The organism is Streptomyces sp. ISL-98, assembly GCF_018614055.1.
GTDB lineage: Bacteria > Actinomycetota > Actinomycetes > Streptomycetales > Streptomycetaceae > Streptomyces > Streptomyces spiramyceticus.
In genome coordinates, this window is sequence record NZ_JAGGPB010000042.1 from 1 (window position 1) to 21587 (window position 21587).

At 68.7% G+C, this 21587-nt stretch carries 20 protein-coding genes and 2 pseudogenes; 11 read left to right on the forward strand and 11 right to left on the reverse strand.

Annotated elements, in window-relative coordinates:
* Positions 1-101: 101 nt before the first annotated feature.
* Positions 102-512, forward strand: a complete 411-nt coding sequence (locus tag J7I98_RS26755; protein ID WP_214927074.1) for a hypothetical protein — start codon at positions 102-104, stop codon at positions 510-512.
* A 325-nt stretch (positions 513-837) separates the two neighbouring features.
* On the opposite strand, the gene mihF is transcribed toward J7I98_RS26755, so the two are convergent.
* Positions 838-1152: an integration host factor, actinobacterial type gene (mihF, locus tag J7I98_RS26760; RefSeq protein ID WP_214927076.1), complete on the reverse strand. Its 315-nt coding sequence runs from the start codon at positions 1150-1152 to the stop codon at positions 838-840.
* Positions 1153-1465: 313 nt separating this feature from the next.
* Positions 1466-1891 (reverse strand): hypothetical protein, encoded by a 426-nt coding sequence (locus J7I98_RS26765; protein WP_214927078.1) that lies wholly within the window; start codon positions 1889-1891, stop codon positions 1466-1468.
* A gap of 756 nt (positions 1892-2647) precedes the next feature.
* Here J7I98_RS26765 and J7I98_RS26770 point away from each other — a divergent pair.
* Positions 2648-3454: a hypothetical protein gene (locus tag J7I98_RS26770; RefSeq protein ID WP_214927080.1), complete on the forward strand. Its 807-nt coding sequence runs from the start codon at positions 2648-2650 to the stop codon at positions 3452-3454.
* A 185-nt stretch (positions 3455-3639) separates the two neighbouring features.
* On the opposite strand, the gene J7I98_RS26775 is transcribed toward J7I98_RS26770, so the two are convergent.
* The gene (locus J7I98_RS26775; protein ID WP_214927082.1) at positions 3640-3813 is read right to left on the reverse strand and encodes a hypothetical protein; all 174 of its coding nucleotides are present in this window, start codon (positions 3811-3813) and stop codon (positions 3640-3642) included.
* A gap of 259 nt (positions 3814-4072) precedes the next feature.
* Between J7I98_RS26775 and J7I98_RS26780 the strand changes: the two are divergent.
* Positions 4073-4996 (forward strand): annotated as a pseudogene (locus tag J7I98_RS26780) (site-specific integrase); the annotation flags it as partial.
* Positions 4997-5017: 21 nt separating this feature from the next.
* Here the strand turns inward: J7I98_RS26780 and J7I98_RS26785 are convergent.
* Positions 5018-6235 carry an IS110 family transposase gene (locus J7I98_RS26785; protein ID WP_214927255.1) on the reverse strand — a complete coding sequence of 406 codons (1218 nt, stop codon included), beginning with the start codon at positions 6233-6235 and terminating at the stop codon, positions 5018-5020.
* A 257-nt stretch (positions 6236-6492) separates the two neighbouring features.
* Here J7I98_RS26785 and J7I98_RS26790 point away from each other — a divergent pair, with 257 nt between their 5' ends.
* The 3 genes from J7I98_RS26790 to J7I98_RS26800 all read left to right on the forward strand — a co-directional run bounded on the left by J7I98_RS26790 (position 6493) and on the right by J7I98_RS26800 (position 9039).
* Positions 6493-6840 carry a hypothetical protein gene (locus J7I98_RS26790; protein WP_251021244.1) on the forward strand — a complete coding sequence of 116 codons (348 nt, stop codon included), beginning with the start codon at positions 6493-6495 and terminating at the stop codon, positions 6838-6840.
* A 675-nt stretch (positions 6841-7515) separates the two neighbouring features.
* A complete protein-coding gene (locus tag J7I98_RS26795; protein ID WP_214927086.1) occupies positions 7516-8616 on the forward strand; it encodes a hypothetical protein in 1101 nt (366 codons plus the stop codon).
* Positions 8617-8649: 33 nt separating this feature from the next.
* Positions 8650-9039: a hypothetical protein gene (locus tag J7I98_RS26800; RefSeq protein WP_214927093.1), complete on the forward strand. Its 390-nt coding sequence runs from the start codon at positions 8650-8652 to the stop codon at positions 9037-9039.
* A 41-nt stretch (positions 9040-9080) separates the two neighbouring features.
* Here the strand turns inward: J7I98_RS26800 and J7I98_RS42320 are convergent, their stop codons facing one another.
* The 5 genes from J7I98_RS42320 to J7I98_RS26820 form a co-directional block, all read right to left on the reverse strand.
* Positions 9081-9212, reverse strand: coding sequence for a hypothetical protein (locus tag J7I98_RS42320; RefSeq protein WP_285438087.1), 132 nt, complete (start codon positions 9210-9212; stop codon positions 9081-9083).
* Between the two features lie 521 nt (positions 9213-9733).
* Complete coding sequence (locus J7I98_RS26805; RefSeq protein ID WP_214927100.1) at positions 9734-10948, reverse strand: IS110 family transposase; 1215 nt, start codon at positions 10946-10948, stop codon at positions 9734-9736.
* A 267-nt stretch (positions 10949-11215) separates the two neighbouring features.
* Complete coding sequence (locus tag J7I98_RS26810) at positions 11216-11986, reverse strand: hypothetical protein (protein ID WP_214927112.1); 771 nt, start codon at positions 11984-11986, stop codon at positions 11216-11218.
* A 4-nt stretch (positions 11987-11990) separates the two neighbouring features.
* A complete protein-coding gene (locus tag J7I98_RS26815; RefSeq protein WP_214927130.1) occupies positions 11991-12770 on the reverse strand; it encodes a hypothetical protein in 780 nt (259 codons plus the stop codon).
* A 426-nt stretch (positions 12771-13196) separates the two neighbouring features.
* Positions 13197-13592, reverse strand: a complete 396-nt coding sequence (locus tag J7I98_RS26820) for a cupin domain-containing protein (protein WP_214927137.1) — start codon at positions 13590-13592, stop codon at positions 13197-13199.
* Between the two features lie 52 nt (positions 13593-13644).
* Here J7I98_RS26820 and J7I98_RS26825 point away from each other — a divergent pair, with 52 nt between their 5' ends.
* Entirely contained in the window at positions 13645-14637 is a 993-nt protein-coding gene (locus J7I98_RS26825) for a GlxA family transcriptional regulator (protein WP_214927139.1), read from the forward strand.
* 39 nt (positions 14638-14676) lie between these two features.
* Here the strand turns inward: J7I98_RS26825 and J7I98_RS26830 are convergent.
* Positions 14677-14796, reverse strand: a pseudogene (locus J7I98_RS26830) (site-specific integrase); the annotation flags it as partial.
* 307 nt (positions 14797-15103) lie between these two features.
* On the opposite strand from J7I98_RS26830, the gene J7I98_RS26835 reads away from it, so the two are divergent.
* From J7I98_RS26835 to J7I98_RS26850, 4 genes are all read left to right on the forward strand, one after another.
* Positions 15104-17629 (forward strand): DnaB-like helicase C-terminal domain-containing protein, encoded by a 2526-nt coding sequence (locus J7I98_RS26835; RefSeq protein ID WP_308377946.1) that lies wholly within the window; start codon positions 15104-15106, stop codon positions 17627-17629.
* Positions 17629-18201 carry a hypothetical protein gene (locus J7I98_RS26840; RefSeq protein WP_214927141.1) on the forward strand — a complete coding sequence of 191 codons (573 nt, stop codon included), beginning with the start codon at positions 17629-17631 and terminating at the stop codon, positions 18199-18201. Before J7I98_RS26835 ends, J7I98_RS26840 begins: the two co-directional genes overlap by 1 nt.
* A gap of 73 nt (positions 18202-18274) precedes the next feature.
* The gene (locus J7I98_RS26845) at positions 18275-18730 is read left to right on the forward strand and encodes a hypothetical protein (RefSeq protein ID WP_214927143.1); all 456 of its coding nucleotides are present in this window, start codon (positions 18275-18277) and stop codon (positions 18728-18730) included.
* Between the two features lie 129 nt (positions 18731-18859).
* Positions 18860-19759: a hypothetical protein gene (locus J7I98_RS26850; RefSeq protein ID WP_214927145.1), complete on the forward strand. Its 900-nt coding sequence runs from the start codon at positions 18860-18862 to the stop codon at positions 19757-19759.
* A 151-nt stretch (positions 19760-19910) separates the two neighbouring features.
* Here the strand turns inward: J7I98_RS26850 and J7I98_RS26855 are convergent, their stop codons facing one another.
* Positions 19911-21347 (reverse strand): IS1380 family transposase, encoded by a 1437-nt coding sequence (locus tag J7I98_RS26855; RefSeq protein WP_214927264.1) that lies wholly within the window; start codon positions 21345-21347, stop codon positions 19911-19913.
* Positions 21348-21587: the final 240 nt, after the last annotated feature.

Below are 21587 nucleotides of genomic sequence, written 5' to 3' on the forward strand. Positions count from 1 at the left end.
GCGTTAGAGCGATAGTCCGGCGTGTGCGGCGGAGACGGGAGACGACGGCCGCGCACAGTGGATCGGGGCCGGCCGCGGCCCTCCAGGGAACGGAGACGCCGATGATGGCCACGGACGACATGACGGGCGAGGAGCTCGCCGACAGCCTGCTGCGCGACGTGGGCAACGAACGGATGCGGGCGGCGACCAGGCTCCTGGGCGCTCACCGCGACGGCTTCTGGCTGCGGCGCTTCCTCGACGACCAGGAACTCTCGGACGCTGCCGGGAACCCGCTGATCGACAGCTCGGGCACCCACCCCTCGGTCGACTGGACCGCGCTCGGGCGGCTCATGCTCACCCTCGGCTGGTCGCGCCGGTCCTCCAGCAGCGAGGTCGCCGTGCCGGAGTTCGCCGCCTCCCTCGTGGGCTCCGGCGCCGTACAACTCCAGCAAGTCATCCAAGCCGTCGACGAAGGCGAGTTCCGGCTCCTCGTACGGGCGCTGGAGGAAGCCGCGTACGGCGAAAGGCGCTGAATCCACGTCGGCGGGCGGGTGATGACGCACGGCCCGGGTGCTTCACCCGGTGCCGCGTAATCCGGCTGAGCCTGTGGCGTCAGGCGGGAGTCGGCGGCGTGGGTGTTGACGCGGGGCGTGTCCTGCCGGGCCTGGTGGGCGTTGGGCGGGTGACGCGGGCACGGGTCGAACCGACCCCACGGGGCTCGTGCTCGTCAGCCGTCCCCGGGCATCCAGCGCTCTGGCGTCCGGGGACGCAGCACGGTCCACCCCTCCGGACCGGACGTGAAGGCCCTGGTGTCCACCCGGACACCAGGGCCTCCGTGGTCTTGCATGGTGTCGCTGGTCAGGCCGCTGACGGGAAGAGTTCGAGGAGGCGTTCCTTCTGGCGGGCGCCGAGGCCCTGGACGCGGCGGCGCTCGGAGATGTCGAGGTCGGCCAGGAGCTGGAGGGCGCGGACCTTGCCGATGCCGGGCAGCGACTCCAGCAGGCGGCGGACGTACACCTTGCCGACGACGGAGTCCTCGCGCTCCAGCACCTCCTTCAAGGTGACCTTGTTCGTCTTGAGGGCTTCGAGGACCGCGCCGCGCTCCTTGCGGACGGCGGCGGCCTTCTTCAGCGCCTCGGCGCGGGCCTCGGGTGTGAGCGGGGGCAGAGCCATGATGGGGGCGGTCCTTACGTCGTACGACACGGAACGCCCCCATCATGGCCCCACACAAAGGGCTTTGACCAGCAGTAATGCGGCTCCGGACACCTCAGCGCCCTTGAGGGCACTGTCCAGCCCCACACTGAGCAGTCGGGCGGCCCGTCACCAGCCGCAACCAACTGGGGAATTACGTGGAGCCGAAGGTGCCTCCGATGGGGAATTGCATGAACGCTCACAAGGCGCGCCCCTCATGGCTCGGCGGTCTGGCTGGAGTTGCTGTGTCTCCTTCAGATGAGGTGGCGCCCGGAGAGGAACCCACGCCACTCGTTCACAGCTTCTTCGGTGATCTCCAAGACGTCGTGCTCCTTGCCACCGGACGCAGTGTAGAAGCGGTGCGCTGAGGTGCCCGTGCCGACGAATACGACGACGTCGTTCCGCGCGATTGTCGTGGAGTGGTACCGGTCTGCGTGCGATGCTGCGGGTCCAGTTTGAAGTGCTTCGAGCCGTTGGCGAGATCTGCACAGAGCTGGAGAGCCGGGCTGCCATCGATCAGGGTGTGCACCTCAGCCGTCGTCACTCCGCTCGCCGGATCGTTGGTGAGCCAGTCCTTCAGGTGGTGCACGGTTTCGAAGAACGGCAGAACCGCGTCGATTGCAGCGTCAGTGCCGCCCGGCGCGCCTTTGTAGACGGCCCGCACATCCTCAAGACGGCGGCCTACCCGCTCCCACTGGGACAACCAACCTTGACCAAGCATGGAACGAGTGTGGCAGCAGGAGGAGCCCGCACTAGACATTTGATCGTCAGCGACCCGGGTGCACCGCTAGGTTCGAAGACGGTTGCTCAGCCAGCGCCGTGGACGACGCCGCCGTTCCGCACGATCGTGAAGCCTCCCCCGAAGACCTCGCGGCCGCCGCCCAGATGAAGGAAGAGCCCGGCCACTCCATGCGCCGCGGCTCCATCCAGGCCCTGCTCGACGCCGGCAACCCGCCCGGGGCCGTCGCCCAGCACTCCCGCCAGGGACGGGGTTGTGGGCTCGGTTCGGGATCGGCTACCCGGCCACGGGGTCGCCGGACAGCTGGCCGGGAACGGTCGCGGCCCGGGCTGTCCCGACGGACGGCCCGGGCGTGGGCAACCGGGGCGTGAACGTGGACCCGCGGCCCTTCGACATCTCCACCAACACGGCCCTGGCTGCAGCGCAGTCGCCGGCCGCGCGGTGCCCGCCCCGAGCGGGAGCCACCGGATGGAGCCGACCCAGGCGGCGTAGTGTGCGGCCCAGCACTCCCGAAGCTGTTGCGAAGTGACAAATAGCTCTGTGTAATCGACATTCTGGTCCTCATCCAGCAGCGTCCAGACGTCGAGGCGACCCCTCTGTACCGGTCAGGCGGACTGGAGCACCTCGCCCGGCTCCGTGAAAGCGGCGTGCTCGGTTCCCCGAAGCCGTCCGCGGTGTTCACTGAGGTCAACACGAAGTAAAATTCCGCGCATTGATCCGCTTAGCCTAGGAGGAATCGTGCTGCCAGAGACTCTGACCGCGGTGGCCTCGATGGCAGGGACCGCAGTAGTACGGGCTGCTGGTACCGACGCCTGGACCAACTTCCGAGGCCGATTCAGCCGGACGCTGGGGCGAGGCGAGGAGCAGGCCGCGAACGGCGAGCTCGCACGGCTTGACCGAACGGCTGCTGAGCTTGCCTCTGCCGATCCGGCGGAGGCCGACGCAGTGAGGGCGTATCAGGCTGGAGTGTGGTGCACCCGGGTAGAGCTGGCGTTGGAGAACCTCGAAGAGTCGCAGCGAGAGACGTTCGCAGCCGAGCTGCGTGCCGCCGCGGAAGAGGTCGTTGGCAATGACTCGAATCGGCAGGTCGGGAACAGCACCGTCAGCACAGACGGCCGCACGACCGGCGGTGAGGACGCTTCCAGTGTGGCAACGAAAGTAGGAATGTGGATCGGTATCGCGGTGTCGCTCCTTGCGGTGCTGGCGTTTTTCGGCATTAACGGTGTTGGCGACCTTGATTTCAGGACAAAGAAGGTCTCCGAGCTCAAAGCCTGCGAGCTGGCCAATGACGTCTGGACAGAGTATTTTCCGGCTCGGGATGCTGATCCGGAGGAATTTCGCACTTACGCTGACAAGCTTGCGAAGGTGAAGGAAAGAACCGACGGCGACTCGTGGTTGCATTGGTTTCTGGAGAGCGATATTGAGTATCAAAATGGCTGGGCTAGCAGTGCGGAAGACTATCCTGAGGGGATAGAGGGGGATCCAGATCCTCCTGATTCGAGTTCCTGGATAGAACACTGCGAGGAGATAGCCGAGAACAAGTAGCTCTGTGTAATCGACATTCTGGCTTCCTCCAGCAGCATCCAGACCTCGATCAAGTCCTCCGGTTCCCACTCACGAGGCACGCCCAGCTCCTTCCCTCGATCACCACTACGCGACCAAGGTGATGCGAGCACAACAGAGGCAGGGCCAGAGTGCTGGATGAGGACCAGAATGTCGATTACACAGAGCTACTTGTCACTTCGCGACAGCTTCGGGAGTGCAGTGCAGGAGTCCATCAGGCAGTACCAGTTGTCCCAGGGCTCGAGGTGCATCGGCTGCTTGCCGGCCCGCCGGGTGTCGCCGAGGACGATGTTGCGGTCGAAGGAACTGTTGTACGCACAGATGACACGGTCGCGGGTCACCTTGCAGAGCCGGGGCAGCACGTTCTCCCACGGCCGCCCCCCCCAACGTCCTCGTCGGACAGGCCGTGCACCCAACTGGAGATCCGACGGGTTCCCGTACAGCCCTCGCGTGTACATACACGCTGTTCGTGCTGGTTGTGGCTCTGCGGGGCCGGTCCACACGAACGTGTGAGGTTCTCGCGGTTACTGGCAGATTCCTGGAGATCGGCCCGTAATTTGCTGGCTCGTGGCGGATTCCGGGACTCGTCGCTTCTCGCTCATCACGGGCGCGAGCGGTACGGGCGTACAGGACGAGGCCCGGCCGGAGGCCGGGCTTGCCGACGTGTTCACGCTTCAGCGGAAGGCGGCCGAGACCTCCACGCCGGCGGACGAGCGGGCCCTGTTCCAGGACACGCTCGCCGAGTACTGCTGGGCGAGGGACGTGGCGGGGTTGTCCGCGAAGACGCTCCAGGCCCTGGTGGCGCCGGTGCTCGAACTCTGCTCGTTCTACGACGTCGTCCCGTGGCGACTGACCTCGCGTGACCTGGACCGGTACTTCGCCGGCCCGGGCAAGCCGGGTCGGCATACGACGCTGCGATCCAAGCTGACGAAGATCGACGGCTACTTCGCCTTCCTCGAACAGCGCTACGCGGGCGAGATCCTGCGGCGGTTCGGGGCGGCGGTGGAGTCGCCCATCGACCCGTTCAACCGGCCGCGGCACCGCGGCGACTTCGGGTTGAGGATCCCGCCGTCCGCGCGGGCCCTGAAGGAGTTCTTCGGCTCCTGGCGGGACGCGCTGCCGACCGAGCGGAAGTATCCGGTGGCCGCCCGGAACTACGTGATGTCCAAGCTGACCTACATCTCCGGGGTTCGGGCCGCCGAGCTCTGCGCGGTGCGGATGGGAGACGTTCACTGGGAGAACGGCCAGTGGGGCCGCTTCCTCGTCTTCGGCAAGGGAGCCCGCGGCTCCGGACCACGCGAGCGCGAGGCGTTTCTGTTCCAGGAGGGCCGTGATCTTCTGTGGTGGTACATCGAGGAGATCCGCGGCGAGTTCCGCGACGACGCGAGCGATCCGCACGCACCGCTGTTCCCCTCCGAGCGGCTGCCGAAGGCGATCGCGGCGCTGAACATGCCGATCGCCCCGGCGGTGCTGCCAGACACCTTCCGGAGGGCCCTGAAGGCCGCTTCCAAGCAGTACTTGACAGACATCCCATGAGCTGGAGTGTCAAGCGGCGAGTGCGTGGGCTCGGTGGGACCAAGCTGTCGCCTCGTCGTACGGTGTGCCGGTTTTGAGGCAGCCGTGCAGGATGCCGACGAGCCGGTTGGCGAGTTGGCGCAGGGCGGCGTTGAATTCGATGCCGCGAGCTCGTTGCCGTTCGTAGTAGGCCCTGGCTCCGGCGGAGACTCGCAGCGCGGAGAAGGCCTGGGCGATCAGGGAGTCGATGAGCCGGTCGTTGCGAACAAAGCGGGCGGTCACGACTTTCTTCTTGCCGGAGGCGCGGGTGATGGGGCTGGTGCCGGCGTAGTTCTTGCGGGCCTTGGCGCTGGCGTAGCGGTGCGGGTCGTCGCCGAACTCTGCGAGGACCCGGGCGCTGAGCATCGGGCCCAGTCCGGGCTGGGAGCGGATGATCTCAGCGTTCGGGTGCCGGCCGAAGTAGTCCTCGACCTGCCCGTGCACGAAGTTGACCTGCTCGTTCAAGGTGACCAGCAGCGCGACGAGCGCGCGTACCGAGTCGGCGTAGGCCGCAGTCACAGCGGCGGGCTGACCCAGGTGCTTGGCGCGCAGCACGGCCTGGATCCTGGTGGCCTTGTCGGCGATGTTGCGCCGGCGGGCGCGCTTGAGGGCCGCGCTGATCTGCGTGGTCGTCAGCTTTGCCGCGGCCGCCGGATCAGGTGCCTTGGCCAGCAGCTCCAGGACGTCGGGCGCGTCCAGGTCCTCGAACGCCTCCAGGGCGGCGGGGAAGTAGTCGAGCAGGGCGTGCCGCAGCCGCTGCGTGGTGCGGGTCCGTTCCCAGATCAGGGTCTTGTGGATGCGCGTCACCACCTTGACCGCTTCGGCGTCGGCGGTGTCCCCGGAGATCGGGCGGAGCTGGTGGGAGTCGGTGCGCACCATGTCGGCGAGCACGTGCGCGTCGGCCGCGTCGCTCTTGGCCCCTGACACCGCCAAGCGTTCCCGGTACCGGGAGGCCTGCAGCGGGTTGACCGCATACACCGTGTAGCCGGCAACGATCAGCGCCTGCACCCACGGGCCCCGATCGGTCTCGATCCCGATCACCACCTCGTCCTTGCTGTCCTCACCGAGCTCGGCACCGATCATCGCGTGCAACCGTTCGATTCCCGCCACGCCCTCCGGCAGCCGAGCCTTGGATAACCGGCGTCCTGCGGCGTCCATCAACTCGACGTCGTGGTGGTCCTGGGCCCAGTCGTCCCCAACGAACAGCAACTCGTCCTCCGTCATCGACCTCGATCGGCAGTAGCCCGCAGGAGAACCATCAGCGACCTAATAAGGCTGTGCTCACTCCGCAACCGGGCGGGCACGACATCCCATCAGCGATTTCACTCCTGGCTGACCGGCAGGGGCACGATCTGTCAACAGGACTCGATGTCCAGGGAACAAAGGGTGCTCACCTGCCGGTGGCTACCGGGCACCGAGTCTGCCGGATGGAGCCTCGGTAGGTCTTATTAGGGAACGGCGACCACATGGGCCACCCCCTGTACTGCGGGCTCACCCTGGAGAACTTCACCGACCGGCGGAAGGCCGAACGCGCCTCGACCGCCGGGCAACTCCACATGCGCGACGCCGCTGCACGCGTCCTCCGCATTCGCGCATCGGACTTCGACCACCTGGTTCGTGCCGGACTCCTGACCCACGCGGCCACCGCCCGCTCCGGCTGGAACAAGCACGACGTCGTCCTGCTCTACCGCCAGGCCGACCTGGACCGGCTCGCCCGAAGCCGCCGTATCGACTGGGATGCCGTCCGCGTGACCCCCGAGGGCCATCGGTCCCCGCTTGCCGCGCTCCCCACCCAGCAGGCGGCCGGGCGATGACGGCGACTGAGCCGGGCACGGACTGGTACGCCGAAGTCGCGGCGGGCTGGGCGGCGCTGCAACGTGCCGAGGACGAGAAGTGGTGTATCCCTGAGGGCGGGCTGTTCCGCACCCACTGCGGGCGGTGGGTCGACGGTGCCGGCCGGGACTGCCCCCGGGTGATCGCACACTCCGGGCCGTGCGGGCTTCCGCCGGACAGCGAGGACGACGGTTGCCGCCGCGACTGCCCCGAGGGCGAGTGCTACTGCCCGATCCCCGGGGAAAGCCCGATCAACCCGGCCTGCGGGACCTCCAGTCGTCGGTGTGCGACTACGGGTGCGGCTGCTGCACCCTGTGCGTCGGATGCCACTGCTGGGAGTAGCCCCGTCCTGAGACCTCGCCTTCGCGGCCCCGGCGCCGCTGACCATGTCCTGCTGTGTGTGTCTTTGGCCATCGGTTCCGGCCCCGGTCGCGGAGCGGTAGGGTGCGGGCAGGTCGACGCATCGGCCCAAGCCCGCACCCCGGCCCATGACCGGGCGCGCCACGGCGAAGGTGCCCGCGGACTCTCACACGAGGTTCCGGTCTGTGCAGCATCAGTGCGAGGTGTACGTCAACTCCCGGCGGCCACACAGCCGTTGGGCCTTCCGCATGCTGCTCTTCATCGCGCGCATCGGGTCATGGGGCCGGAGCGCGGAAATGAGAGAGCCGTATGACCAAGAGCCGCGGCCGCAAGAGCCGGGCGAGGAACAAGAGCCGCAACCGGGGCGCCGCGTACGCCGCCGCCAACGCCGCACCCTCCACCAGCACGACAGCGGTCCGACGGACAAGGACCTCCAGCTGGCCGACCCCAGCCGGTGGGGGGTCGAGACCGTGCCGGACATGCGGACGGCGTCCGCGCTGATCGGCGCATGCGTCGAGCGGTGCGCACCGTGCCAGCAGTCCCTTGCCGCGAAGCTCCTCGATGAGGACCCGATCGTGCTGGCGGTGACGGCCGGATCCGTCTACAGTCTGCACGCCGCTCACGAGCCGGGTGCGGGGAGCCTCGCCTCCCGGCCAACCCAGGTGTTCTTCCGCCTCGTTCAGCAGGCCCGCGACCACGGCGGCGACGCCCGGATGATGCGCGCCGGGGTCGAGATGATGAACCGCGGCGACCGTGCGGCGCTCCTGGAGGACGCGCTGGACCTGTGGACGTTCTACGGCCACAAGTTCCCCGGCCTGATGCGCGGCCAGGACGCCGGCCCGGAGAACCTGGCGGACATCACCATCACCGTGCCGGGCAGCGAGCCGCAGGACGCCGGCCCGGGCACGGTGGTCGATGTCTCCGGTCTCATCCACCCTGCCACGTACGGCGCCCGGGCCGATATGACGGTGACCGGCTTCGGCCGCGTCGCCTCGGTCGCGCTGTTCCCGCACCCCCAGACACCCGAGGCCGGATACGACGACCTGCGCGAGCGCTGCGCCTGGGAGCCCCTCATTCCCCAGGGTCTGCCCGAGGAGGATCCGGCCTGGGTAGTGAAGGTCGACCAGGCGAGTGGCGCCCTGCTCGGCATCGTCCGGCTGCTGGATGCCACCCTGCTGCCCGACCAGCCGCACTGGGAGTGGCGCAGCGACGTCTACGACGTCATCTTGTGGCGGGCCCCGGTGCTGAAGCCGGTATCCGCCACCTGGCTTGAGGCCGCCCGCGACCGGGGCTCTGCCCTGCTGTACGGACCGCTCGATGCGACCGGCGCGACGCCCGCCGACCCGGCCCGCCTGCTGTCCGTGCACGCGCGCTGCCACTTCACCGACCGCCTGTAACTCACACCCGCGCCAAGGAGAACCCGGATCAGCATGAGCGAGAACACCGACAACACCGAGACCGTCGAGCAGCAGGCGGAGGGCGCGGCGCGCTCCCTGGTCGAGCTCGTCAGCGCCCTTGAGAACGGCGGGCTTCAGTACCCGCTGGAGGCGTACCGCATCTACAGCTACTTCACCCGCGCCGCCGCGGAGATGGGCAACGCCCTCGATCTCATCGGCGCCTGCGTCCAGGGCCTGCACGAGAAGGGACGCCTGATGTCCGACTACCGGGGCGAGCCCCTCGACGAGGTGCTCGAGCGCTTCACCCAGTCGTCCGGGAAGGCGCGGGACCTCGCGGGCGAACTGCACGGCAGCTTGAGCAAGGCCCACGCCGCGGTCGGACGCATCGCGTACGACGACGCACCCGAGGTCGGGCGCCGGTAAGAATCCGGTCAGGAGCCGCAAACGGCGGTGAGAGGGCCTTGTCAGTCGGTATGCCGGAGGGCTTTGAGGACCAGGGGGCGGGACATCGCGCCGCGGACGCGCTCGGCGAGTTCGTTGGCACTGGCGCCGGTCTTTGCCTGCTCGGCTCGCAGTGCGACGCCGAGCCAGGGCACGGGCCTTGTCGACCTTGTCGAGTGCGTCCAGGACGGAGTCGACCGCGTCGGTGATGCTGGGCGGTGGCTCGGTGGTCAACGCCTTGACCGCTTCGACGGCGGGCTCGGACCCCCCTGGGTCCTCTTCCGGTTCGACCTGGGGGTGGTCAACGGGTTGACCACCCGTGGCGGGTGCACCTGGGTACCGGCGGCTGGAGAGGTCGAGGACCTCCCGCTGCCACGGGGCGGGTTCGGGGTAGCCGATGGACCTACCTTGCCGCAACCGGCCGGCAAGTGACCAACGCGAGCCCAGGTCGTTGAACTTGGCGCACGGAGAGTGAACGGACAAGCCCCGGGTCCTCGTGGTCCCGGGGCTTTGTGCTGTTCCTCGAACCGGGGGACAGCCGGCCAGCGACAGCTCCCAGTCGCTCCCTGTTCCGAGACCGCGCGGGGGTGGCCTGGCCCCCGTCGGCGCACCGGGGGGGGTGCCTCTATGTCTTTCGTCAAGCCCGCGCTGTCGTTCTTGGGGGCGTTTGTCCAGTTCATGCGGCAACGGTTTCGGCGGGGGTTCGGGGTTCGTAGAAGGTGCCGTCGCGGAGCATGGCGAACAGGACGCTGATGCGCTGGCGGGCGAGGCGGAGGAGGGCCTGGGTGTGGGTTTTTCCGCGGGCTCGGTGCTTGTCGTAGTAGGCGCGGGAGGCGGGATCGGCGTTCATGCAGGCGAAGGCGGAGAGGAACATGGCGCGCTTGAGCTGCCGGTTGCCGCCTCGGGGTGCGTGTTCGCCGTGGATAGAGGTGCCCGACGACTTGGTGGTGGGGGCGAGTCCGGCGTAGGAGGCGAGGTGGGCGGCGGTGGGGAAACTGGTGCCGTCGCCGACGGTGGTCAGCAGGACGGCGGCGGTCCTGACGCCGACTCCCGGCATCGAGGTCAGGACCGGGGAAAGAGGGTGGGCCTCCAGCAGGGTGTTGATCTGGGCTTCCAGGGCCCGGCGTTGAGTGTGGACGGCGGCAAGCGAGCGGGCCAGGGAGGGCACGACGATGTCGAGGGTGCCGGTGCCGGGGACGATCACGGTCTGCTCGTCGAGGGCGTCGAAGATGTCGTCGATCAGCCGGGTGGCCATGCGCGGGGCCTTGGGCCGGATGAGCTCGACGAGTCTGCGGCGGCCGGCCTTTCGCAGGGCGGCCGGGGATCCGTGGCGTTCCAGCAGCCAGGTGACAGCCTGGTGATCGAGACGCGGGCCCAGGACGCGCTCCAGGCTGGGGTGGAACTGGGTGAGCAGGCCGCGTATCCGGTTGCTGGTGCGGGTGGCTTCGGCGGCGAGGTCCTGGTCGAAGCCGGTCAGGACCGTGAGTTCGGCGGTGATCTCGTCGGTGAGCTCCAGGGAGCGCAGGGTGTGGGGCATGGTGCGGGCGGCGTCCGCGATCACCGCCGCGTCCTTCGCGTCGGTCTTCGCCTCGCCGGGATACAGGTCAGCGATGCGGCGCATCGCCAGGCCGGGCAGGTAGGCGACCTGGCAGCCCGCGTCGCGGGCGACGGTCAGCGGGAGGGCGCCGATGGAGGCGGGCTGGTCCACGATCACCAGGACGGTGCCGAACTTCGCGGTCAGCTTGTCGAAGACGGCCCGCAGCTTCGGCTCACTGTTGGGCATCGGCTTGTCGAAGACCTTCTTCCTGGCCGGGGTCAGGCCGTGGCCGTGATGAGCGGTCTTGCCGACGTCCATGCCAAGGAAGACGCCCACGTCGCTGGTGTCGAACATCGCACCCTTCCAGGGGAGTTGACCGGGCTGGCCTCGGCGATGGTGTCGTACGCGCGCATCCACGTTATGCAGACCTGCCGCCCGCGAGCTGTCCGGCATTGCGCCGGACCGGACGGTGGCCGGACCTCTCATCAGCGTCTCCGACGGCACCTCCCGGGCCCGGTGACACCACCCCCCAGGTCATGCCTTCGACAGGGGGACACAGTCATGCCGGGCCCGGAGGCCAGCGGCCCTCTTGCAGGACCGCGAAAAACATAACGCGGAGGGTCAGAAGGGGCGCGGGGTGCCGATGCGGTAGAAGACTCGGTTGCGACACTGCGTGGCGAGGCGGCTGTTGCCGTAAAAGCGGGCCTGGTCCCGGACGACAACCGGTACCCAGGAGAACGGGAACTCGGCAAGGTCGGCGTTGTACTCGATGCCCACCTGGTAGGGCGAGTGGAACTTAAGTGGGCTGGAGTTCTCGTCAGCGAACCAGAGGGTGCCGAAGTCGAACAGCCCGGAACCGTGGAAGTAGTACCAGTCGCCGTCCGTACCAGGGGCGATCGCACCGCCGGTGAGGTGGCTGCCGTCCCAATCGTACTTGTACTGCCAGTGGTGCCAGGCCTCGTGGACCATGACCGCGGCCCGGTTCGCCGGGTCGTCCGAGGGACCGTTGGCGTGGAAGACCGGGCAGTGGAAGTTGGTGCGGTCCCGGGCTGCGACGCGGCCGGTCTCGGCTGCGGCCTCGCCGCTGTCGCGGTTGAGGAAGCGGGTGTAGAAGGGGCCGTGATACTTGCTGTCGATGGCCCGCGCCACGGCCAGGTAGTCGCCGCGGGCGTGCCACTGCGGGATGTACTCGTCGCGCAGTGCGTAGGCCAGCAGGTAGGTCGAGTTGATCATCTTTCCGTAGGGCAGGATGCTGCTCCACGCGTCCAAGCGGCCCGCGCCGTTCCAGGAGTCGTCGTTGATGGCGAAGGCGTCGTCGGCCCAGGAGTAGTACTCCGGCCACTGCGAGGGCGCAGGGATGAGGCGGCGGACCGCCAGTTCGGTCAGGGTCATGCCGTCAAGACACATCGCCGTCTCCCTTAGGTCGGTCAAGGTGGCCGGGCAGGTCCACCACGGAGCCGAACTCCGCCTGCTGGCGCTCGACGGCCCGGTCGAAGGCCTCCGCGTCGAACCCCCCGGTGTCCGGGTCGGCGGCCCGCCGGGGAAGGCTGACCGCCCACTGGTCCTCCTCGCGGGCCAGAGCCCGGAGCCGGTCGAGTTCGCCTGGGTCGTCGTCGGCGGCGTACGCGCAGGCGTCCAGGGTGGCCATCCGCACTTGCTGGGTGGGGTGGTCGGTGAGAATGCGTCGGATGGCGTGGGAGCCGGCGCCCTGCAGCACCCAGACGAACATCTCGGCGGCCCTGGCCTGCAGGGCGCCTGCGGCGGAGAACACGCAGCCGGGGCCGGTGACCGGGGTGGCCAGCAGCTCCCCGTCGTCGAGCCAGAGGAACCGTTCCAGCGGCTCGACGGAGGACAGCTCGCGCAGCTCGCCGGTCAGGGACAGCAGCATCAGGTGTCGGCCGAAGTCGCGGACCGGCAGTTCGAAGAGGGCCTCGTGAAGCAGGGCGGCCACCCGCTCGCGATCACCGAACTCGGCGATCGTGGCGATGATCAGGCGTCGTTCGCCGGTCGGGGTAGTGGCCACGGCGCGGACCAGTAGTTCGAGCTCGTCTCGGTCGCGCGGGGGCGGCAGCGGCAGGGTGGGCGACTCGATCTCCTCGCCGGGCGGGGCCGGGTCGTCGGGCGAGCGGAAGCGCAGTTCGGGAACGTCAAGCAGGGGTTGGTCTCTGTGATCCATGACGCCCTCCGTCGGGTAGGCGCACAGCGGTGTCGCGGTTATGGCGGCAGAGCAGGCCGCAAGCAACTCCCAGCGTCTCTTCCCAGCGTCTCTCCGGCTTCCACCGGGCGCATCCCCGGCATCAGGAGAGGTCAGGCGCCCCGCGCGACGAGGCGGTGGCAGCGGCCCGCAGCTCCAGCGCTCCGGGCGTGTGGCACCTGGTGGAAGGCCCGATACATGAATACCGGCCCAGCAGGTGGATGTGGTGCCGAACGACCGCGTAACCAGCAATTGGCTGGCCGGATCGGTGACACGATCGTTGACGGCACTCGGCTGTCCGATGAACGGCCCCGACCTGGTGGCGAGCGCGGAGCCCGGGCGGCGGCCGGAGTGATGAGCTGCATGGGGTCGACGAACGGGTGGTCGGGGCAGGGTGCCTGACGGCCTTCAGGAGTCGAGCGTGTGCCCTGTCGTCGCGTCCACATGGGCCGGGATCTCGTCGTGGCGATCGCCGACCGTCGGTGTCCCGGTGGGCTCGAACATGAGGATCGCGGTGCCGGACGGAGCGTAGGGCTTGTGCTCCGTACCGCGGGGGACAGAGAAGACCGCCCCCTGGGGGAGCACGACCGTGCGCTCCCCCGCAGGCTCGCGCAGGGAGATGTGCAGCTCGCCGTCGAGCACCAGGAAGAACTCATCGGTTTCGTCGTGGGCGTGCCAGATGTGTTCGCCCTCGACCTTGGCGATGCGTACGTCGTAGTTGTTGACACGCGTGACGATGCGGGGGCTCCACAGGGCGTCGAAGGAGGCCAGGGCCTTGCTGAGGGCGATGGGTTCGTTGATCACGGGCTCATCCTTCCCCGTGACGCGCGATCGGCGTGAGTGCTAGAAATAGCGCATGCCGCAAGAATCCTCGCACGCAGTCCATGCAGCCGGCCCGCATCGCGTCGTCGTCATCGTGGATGAGAACTCGAACCCCTTCGAGCTCGGTTGCGCGACCGAGATCTTCGGCCTGCGCAGGCCCGAGATCGGCCGTGATCTCTACGACTTCAGGCTCTGCTCGCCCGATCCCCGCACGCTGATGCGGGACGGATTCTTCACACTCACCGGAGTCGCAGATCTGCAAGCGGCCGACTCGGCGGACACCTTGATCGTCCCCAACCGGCCCGACACCGAGGTACCTCGCCGCCCGGCCGTGCTCGACGCCGTCCGACGGGCGCACACACGCGGTGCGCGCCTGGTCGGCTTCTGCAGCGGTGCCTTCACACTGGCCGAAGCCGGGGTCCTCGACGGGCGCCGGGCCACTGCGCACTGGCAGTGGGCGGACTCCTTTCGAGCCCGTTTCCCTGCCGTACAGCTCGAATCGGATGTGCTGTTCGTGGACGACGGCGACATCCTCACCGCTGCGGGGAGCGCGGCCGCACTTGACCTGGGGCTGCACGTGGTCCGTCGCGACCACGGTGCGGAGGTCGCCAACTCGGTGAGCCGGCGGCTGGTCTTTGCGGCGCACCGGGACGGTGGGCAGCGGCAGTTCGTGGAGCGGCCCATGCCCGACCTGCTGGACGAATCCCTTGGGCCGCTCCTGGCCTGGGCCCAGGAGCGGCTGGACTCACCACTCGCGGTGTCCGAGTTGGCGGCGCATGCGACGGTCAGTTCAGCGACGCTGCATCGCCGCTTCCGGACGCAACTGGGCACGACGCCGCTGGCCTGGCTCACGGGGGAACGGCTCTCCCTGGCCTGCCGGTTGATCGAGCGGGGGGAGCCCCGCTTCGACGTGGTCGCTCGGCGCAGTGGGCTTGGCACCGCTGCTAATTTGCGCGCTCTGATGCGCCGCGAAACAGGGCTCAGTCCGATGGAGTACCGGCGACGGTTCGGGCCAACGGCGGGTTAAGGACCGGGCATCCTCTTCTGGCGAACTACCGGCTGTGACTCAGCACCTGCTGTCGCTGGGGGCGAGAAGGCTGGTGACCGGGGCGATGGCTTCCGGAGAGGGCTTGAAGTAGCGGCGCACGTTCTCCGGCTTCTTGTGCCTCGACTTGGCCATCAGCATCCCTGACAGGATTCTTACCAGCACCCCGAGGTGCAGAAGGAGCAGGAGCCGACAGCGCGGAGCTGACCTCGCGCTCGGGTGTGATCGTTTGCGGACGGAGTGAGTTGAAGGCCGGGGCCGAAGTAAGAGCCCCGGCCTTCAACGTTGCCCGACTGCTGTCGGAGCCGATAGAGCCGCACTCCAAGCCGTCAACCCACACCGAACAGCTCACAAATGAGTGAAGTGCCAAAAAAACATAGTGACTTGAGTCCAAATAATGGGTGGGATCTGATATCATGATGGGGAGTTGAGTGTTCTAGGAGGGTGAGTGAGTCAGTCGCCACGGGCGCAGTCCGCGATGAACGCGACCGCAGCCCGGACCGCCCTGTACGCCTTGGTGAAGAAAGCCGAGGAGGAGGGGATCGCGACGCGGGTCCACAAGCGGCAGGATCACGCCCTGTTGGCGCCGCTGGACCGCCTCCCCGCGGCCCGGAAGCCGGACGGCCTGCCCTCCCACTCCCTGAGTGCTGCGCAACGGGAGTTCGGCGACCTCATCACGCGTGCGGCCCAGGGTCACCCGCAGGTACTCCTGCGCGGCACCGCGCCGGTCGCCGTGCTGCTGCCCGTCGACGCCGACTCCGGTGTCCTCTCATCCGATACGGCCACGCACACGGGTGCGGCTCCCGCAGGAGGTGCGGTGAACAGCCCACGCAATCCGGACCGCGACAGTGCGCCGCGCAGGCTCGCCACACTGGGCGACGCGATCGGCGCCGAACTCACCTCCGGCCCGGCCGGAAGCCTCTCGTTCGGACTGCCCGGCCTGGACGCCGCGACGGGCGGTCTGCAGTCCGGCCGGCTAACCCTCGTAGCGGCGCCCCCGAACGTCGGCGGAAGCCTGCTGGGACTGGCCGCCGCCAGGAAGACCGCACTGGCCGACAACCGCAAGGTCCTGTACGCGGCGTCGGGACCCAACCGGGCCGACATCTTCCGCCGGATCCTCGCCGCGGAGAGCGGCGGCGACTACCCGCGCCTGAAGCAGGGCCGCCTCACCGAGCACGAGCAGCAGGTCGCCCAGCAGCTCCGCCAGCAGGCCTCCGTGCTACTCATCGACGACGGCAGCGACCTGACGGCCGAAGCCATCGCGGACACCGCCCCGCACGTCGAGGACCTGGCGCTCGTAGTCGTGGACCGCCTCCAGGCCGCCCACAACCCCCGCCTGCCGCTATCCGGCGACCGCCTGCCGGACGCCTCCCAGGTCCTGGCCAGCCTCGCGCGCACCCTGCACGTACCGGTACTCGCCGTCGTGGACAGCGACGATCCGACACTCCTGGGTCTCCTGGACTCCGACGTCCTGGTGACGCTCGCTGTGACCGCGGACCCTTCCAAGATTCAGGTGACGGTCGCGGAGCGGGACTTCGGCACCATCGGCTCGGCCTACCTGCAGCCCGACCTACTCCACGCCCGCTTCGCCGATGCCCCCGCGAGCCGCGCGGCGGAGCTGGCGGAGGCGGCGCTTCCCTACACGTCCGGCGCCCACCAGGGACTCCCCGCCGACGCCACTCGCCTACTGGCCGCACTGCGCACCGCGGTAGGCGACGGCGACGACGCAGCCGTGGAGAACCTCAGCTCCTATCTGGTCCCCGCCTTCACGTCGGTGACGCAGCTGCCGGACACCGCCGAGGGCCTTCGCCTGGCCAATGCGCTGTGCGCTTACCACCCGGCTCTGCGCGCCGACGACACCGAGGCCGCAGCCGCCGGCACCACCGAGCAGCAGGCGCCCACGGAACACCCGGCTGCGACGCCTGCCCCGTCGGCTGAGGACGCCGGGCAGACCCCGGACGACGTCGACGAGGAAGACACCGGGGACGGTCTGGTACCGGGGGATGAGGAGGACGAGCCCGAGGGGGCTCCCTTCCCCGCCCTCGTGATCCTCAAGGACGCGGTCGGCCGCTCGAAGATGCACCCGATCAAGGTGATCCGCAACGAGGAACGCGACAGCGGTCCGTGGCCGCTGATCAGTGAGGACATGGACGGCGAGCCCCGCTGGGTCCACCCCGACGTCACCAGCACCCGCGTCGCCCACACGAAGGCGAACGGAAAGCGCGTGAGGCGCGACCAGCTCCTCGTGCCCGACTCATTCGGCGACGGCGTGATGTGCCTGATCGACCGCAACGGCAGTTATCCTTCCGCCTGTTCGGCCGTCCCCCTCGCGCCGAACAAGCTGCTGCACACCGGCCCCCTCGACGCGTTCGACAAGACGAAGGCCGGCATCTACCTCATCGACATCCCGCAGTGGAACCGCTCGGACATGCCGCACCCCCTGGGGCGGATCATCGAGCGGCCCGACGACGAGGGCCGCGTGTGGGTCACCACCCCGCACATCAAGCAGCTGGAGAAGCTCGTCCGCGAAGGCCACCTCGACGCCATGCCCACCATCCACGACTCGTGGACAGGGAAGGCGAACGAGTCGCTCTTCAAGCCCTTCTACGCCGCGGCCCGGCAAGCGCGCATCGAGCTCGTGCAGACCGGCGGAGAACCCTACAAGGCGTACAAGACCCGGCTGTCCATCGCGCTGCGCCTGCTGTGGCCCAAGCGCCAGGAACAGCGGTCCCCGTTCTGGCGGCCCGACTGGCGCATGAGCATGGTCGCCGAGGCATCCGTCCGCCACTGGACCATGGCCTTCAAGGCCGTCCAGGAAGGCCACAAGCTCATCGCCCTGCGCAACGTCGACGCGGCCGTCTTCTGGACGCCCCCAGGCACGCCCCCCGCCACGTACCGGATCGGGACCGGCTTCGGCGAAGTGAAGGCCAAGTTCGTCCAGCGCGGCGAGATCCTCCCCGAGGGTGACGACTGATGGCCGGGCCCACCGGCCACGGAGGATCCCTGGGCGCCGCCCTCAACGCCCTCCTGCGCTCCCAGGTCACCCCCCGCCACCGGCTGTCGTCGTACAACGCCAAGCACTGGCACGCCCAGCTCAGCCAGCTCACCGCAACCCACCGCGGATACCAGGCCCTGGAAGAGGCCGGACTCCACGTGACCACCAAGACCCTGGTCAACTGGCTGTCCGACCCCGAGTACAACATCCGCCGCAGCTACCGCGACCTCATCCACACCGCCTACGAAAACGTCGCCGTCGTCCCCGCCGACCCGATCCCCGACCACGTCAAGAACGGCCAGTTCGAGATCAGCGGTGTCGTCCGAACGGGAGATGACGAACGCACGCGCGGCACACGCGAGGCCGCGCCCTTGCGCATCGACGGGCGCAGGGGCAACTGGGACGAGATCGAGGAACTCTGGCTCGCCGGTGAGCTCACCGACGACGAGTTCGAGGATCACTTCGTCGACGACGTCATCGTGGAAGACATCGGCGAAGGCACCGACGGATGGGACTTCCCCGGAGGTTCCTACTCCATCGAACTCAGGTGACACCGCTGTCCACAGCGGCACCCGCCCGAGACTCGGCCCGCCCACGACCGCCGTAGCCGCAAAGGAACCGCAAATGAACCACCGCACAGAACAGCCGAAGTTACCGCTGATCGCCGTGCACCCGCAGACCGCGGCGAACGCCCAACTCCGTCTGGGCTCGCTGCTCGCCTCGGCGGGAGCGAGCGCCGGCGAGGTGCAGTACCTGGTCGCGGCGATCCAGGCCGGGGCCGTGGAAGCCGCCCAGGGCGAGGCCATCGAGTTGGACACCCCACCAGGTGGGCGTGGTGAGCAGTTCGAGGAAGGCTGGCTCGCCGCGGTCCAAGCCGTCACGAGCAGGCTCGCCCACATTGCCGACCGAACCCTCCAACAGGCGCCGGCCGACACGCCGGATCCACCGCACCGGACCAGCACCAGGAGTAGGCGCAAGCCCTCCGGCGAGCTCGCGCTCACACACGGTAGAGCCCCCGACCGCGCGACGAATCCAGGGAGCGGGCCCTGGTGTCTGCGGTCGGTGCCCGCTGGCGTATAGCCACAATGGCACGGCTCCCGTAGCCGACGCCATGCCGACTCCGCACAGGGCTCAACGCGGAAGGAGTGTGCGTGAGCCGTTCCCCGGCGCGCGGAGGTCTGTGGCCACTACGGTGGCACGGTGAGCAGCATGGTTCCCAAGATTGCCCAACTGCCCGCCGATCCGTCCCTGATCAGTCTTGCCTACCACTATGAACACCCCGTCCAGGTCTATGAGTTCGAGGACACGCTGGAGGTGTGGACGGTGACGGCTCGGATCGACGCGGACGTCCTGGCCGAGGACATGGCCGCGTACAGCGACATGGATGATGAGGCGTTGGACGCGGTGCAGGACGTGACCGTGGGCCGGATGTCGTTCGCGCGGGTACGGATGTTCGGCCCCGACCATCCCTTCGAGGCGATGGACTCCTACACCGGGGATGTCGCCCGTATCGGCGAGGTGGTCCTGGACGTCGGCGCCGACGGATGGGAGCCGGCCTTCGAGGCTGCCCTCGCGCACCCGGTCGGTGATCTGCTGGTCATGGATCGGATCATCCTGGAGCCCGAATGGCGAGGTCATGGCCTGGGGCCGGTGCTGGCGGGAGCGGCGATCCGCCGTCTGTCCCAGGGCTGCGTCGCGGTGGCCTGTGAGCCCGGTTCAGCCGACGGCCGCGAGCTGAGCGAGGACCAGCACCGCGACGCAGCCGCCACACTGGGACGCGTGTGGGAACGAATCGGCTTCGAACCCTTCCAGGACGGCGTGCACATCCTGGACTGCCACCTCCAGCAGCCCCAGGACCTCCTGGCCGAACGCCAGGAGGAGTTCGGCCCGCGCTGTGCCGCGCCTGGCAGGCGCACCACCGGCCGTAGGCTCACGGGCGGGTTCGTAGCTGATGCGCCCCGCCCACGCCGAGGGCATCACCGATCGGCAAGCCCGCGGCGTCCCCTCGACGCGACGCCGCGTTCAACGAGCAATCGCCCGAGTCGGCACGCTAATCGCAGACATATCTTCATGCCTCGGATTTCGGTTTCAGTAGCGAGTACTTACTAGCCTCGCCATTTCGGCTGGGGTGAGGCGGCGTCGCTGGTCACGAACTGTTGGGTGGCCGAGGTGATTTCGGTGCTTGGGCATGGTGGAGTCCCGGCGCGGTGGTCGGGTTCTCCGGGGTCCTTCGGGTCGTGGGCGGGCGGGAGTTTGCCGGTCAGCCGGCGGGTCGGGGCAGTGCGGCGAGGCGATGGAAGGCCGTGGCCAGTTCGTGTCTCCAGGGCCAGGTCGCCGAGATCCGCAAGCGCAGGCGGCGGCCGCCGCAGGTGAGGCGGGCGGCGACGTGCAGCAGCCGGTAGCGGAGCTTCTTCGGCTCGGCAGTGGCGAGTTCGCCGTCCAGCAGCAGGACACGGGTCCAGGCCAGCAGATCGATCGCTGCGAGGCTGAGTTCGAGCCAGACGGTGATGACGCGGAAGTCGCGGGAGGGGAAGCGGCCGAAGCCGGTGGTCTTGCCCATCCGGATGTGGTCCTCGACGGTGGCATGCCCGCGGTGGCGGACCTCCAGGAACTGGGCGGAGCCGCCGCCGGAGGACGGGGTGTCGGTGAGGAACACCTGATGACGCAGACCCTCGTCCTGATCAAACAGGGACAGTTGGGCTCCGGGGTGCGGCCGCTCTCGGCGCACGATTATGCGGGTGCCGGTCGGACAGCCGTCCGGATCGACCATGCCGGTCAGCTCGGCGACCTCGGCGCCATCACGCAGAGTCCCGTCCTGGTCCAGGGCGGGATGCCAGAGGTGGTCGGGCATGGCCCGGACAGCGCGGCGGACCGGCTCGGTGATGGCGTATCCGACCGAGAAGAAGGTACGGATTCCTCGTTCCCGCGCGTCGCGGACGTGGGCAAGGAATGCTTTCGCGGATCCGGCACTGTCGGTGCGGACGAGGATGTCGGTGCCGTGCCGGTGCGCGTCGGGGATCTGCGCGAGCGCCTGGCCGAGCACCGTGATGTGGTCGACGGCGGTGTTGGCACTGGCGTTCCCGGGCCGCAGCCGGCCGGAGAGTGCCTCGCCGGTGTTGGCCAGGAAGCACAGCAGCGGGTGGAAACCGAAGCCGCCCTTGTAGGTGGGTGCAGCCTGCTCCTTCTCGGAGTGGCAGGTGATCAGCGTGGCGTCGAGGTCCAGGACCAGCCCGGGCAGAATGCGTCCCGCGGCGCGGGCTGGGGGAATGCCCTCGCCTTGCTCGGCGGCCTGCAGCCAGGCGACTTCCCGGGCCTGCGCACGGGCCGAGCGCAGAGAGGACAGTGCCCTCTCATCGGTGTCGGCGAGCAGCCGCCAGGCCGTCGGTGTCGAGGCGACCGAACCGAACACCCCTGCCTGGTCCCGCAGCACGGCCAGATCCGCAATGGCCTCGCCGCCGTCGGCGAGCATCACCGCCAGATCGGTGGCGATCCGGCCCGGATCATGCCCGGTCCCGCGCGGCCGAAGCGGTCTGAGAGCGGTGGAGTACGCGGCGGTGAGCCCGGTGGCATCAGCGAGATCAGCCAGCAGCCGTGCCCCGGCATGACCGACCACCCCCGAACCATCGGTACTGACCTGGACCTTGGGACGCAACCCGATAGCCTGCACGTAGAAAGTGCCCTCCGCCTGGACCGACAGAACCCCTCAGCAAGGTTCATCGTCCCAGGTCAGGAAGGCACTTTCGCGTTTCCGCCCCATAGTCAGCCGTCCCCAAGTGAAACGGCGAGGCTAGTGCGGAAAGTCCTTCCAGAAGGCGACGCTCGCCTGCGGGTTCCAGGGGGCGTCCTCATCGACCTCGCTGCATTCGTGAATCGATGTAATCGGCCAGGTCGTGGCCGTAACAGATGATGTAGGCCCCAAATCGACAGGACGGGGTGC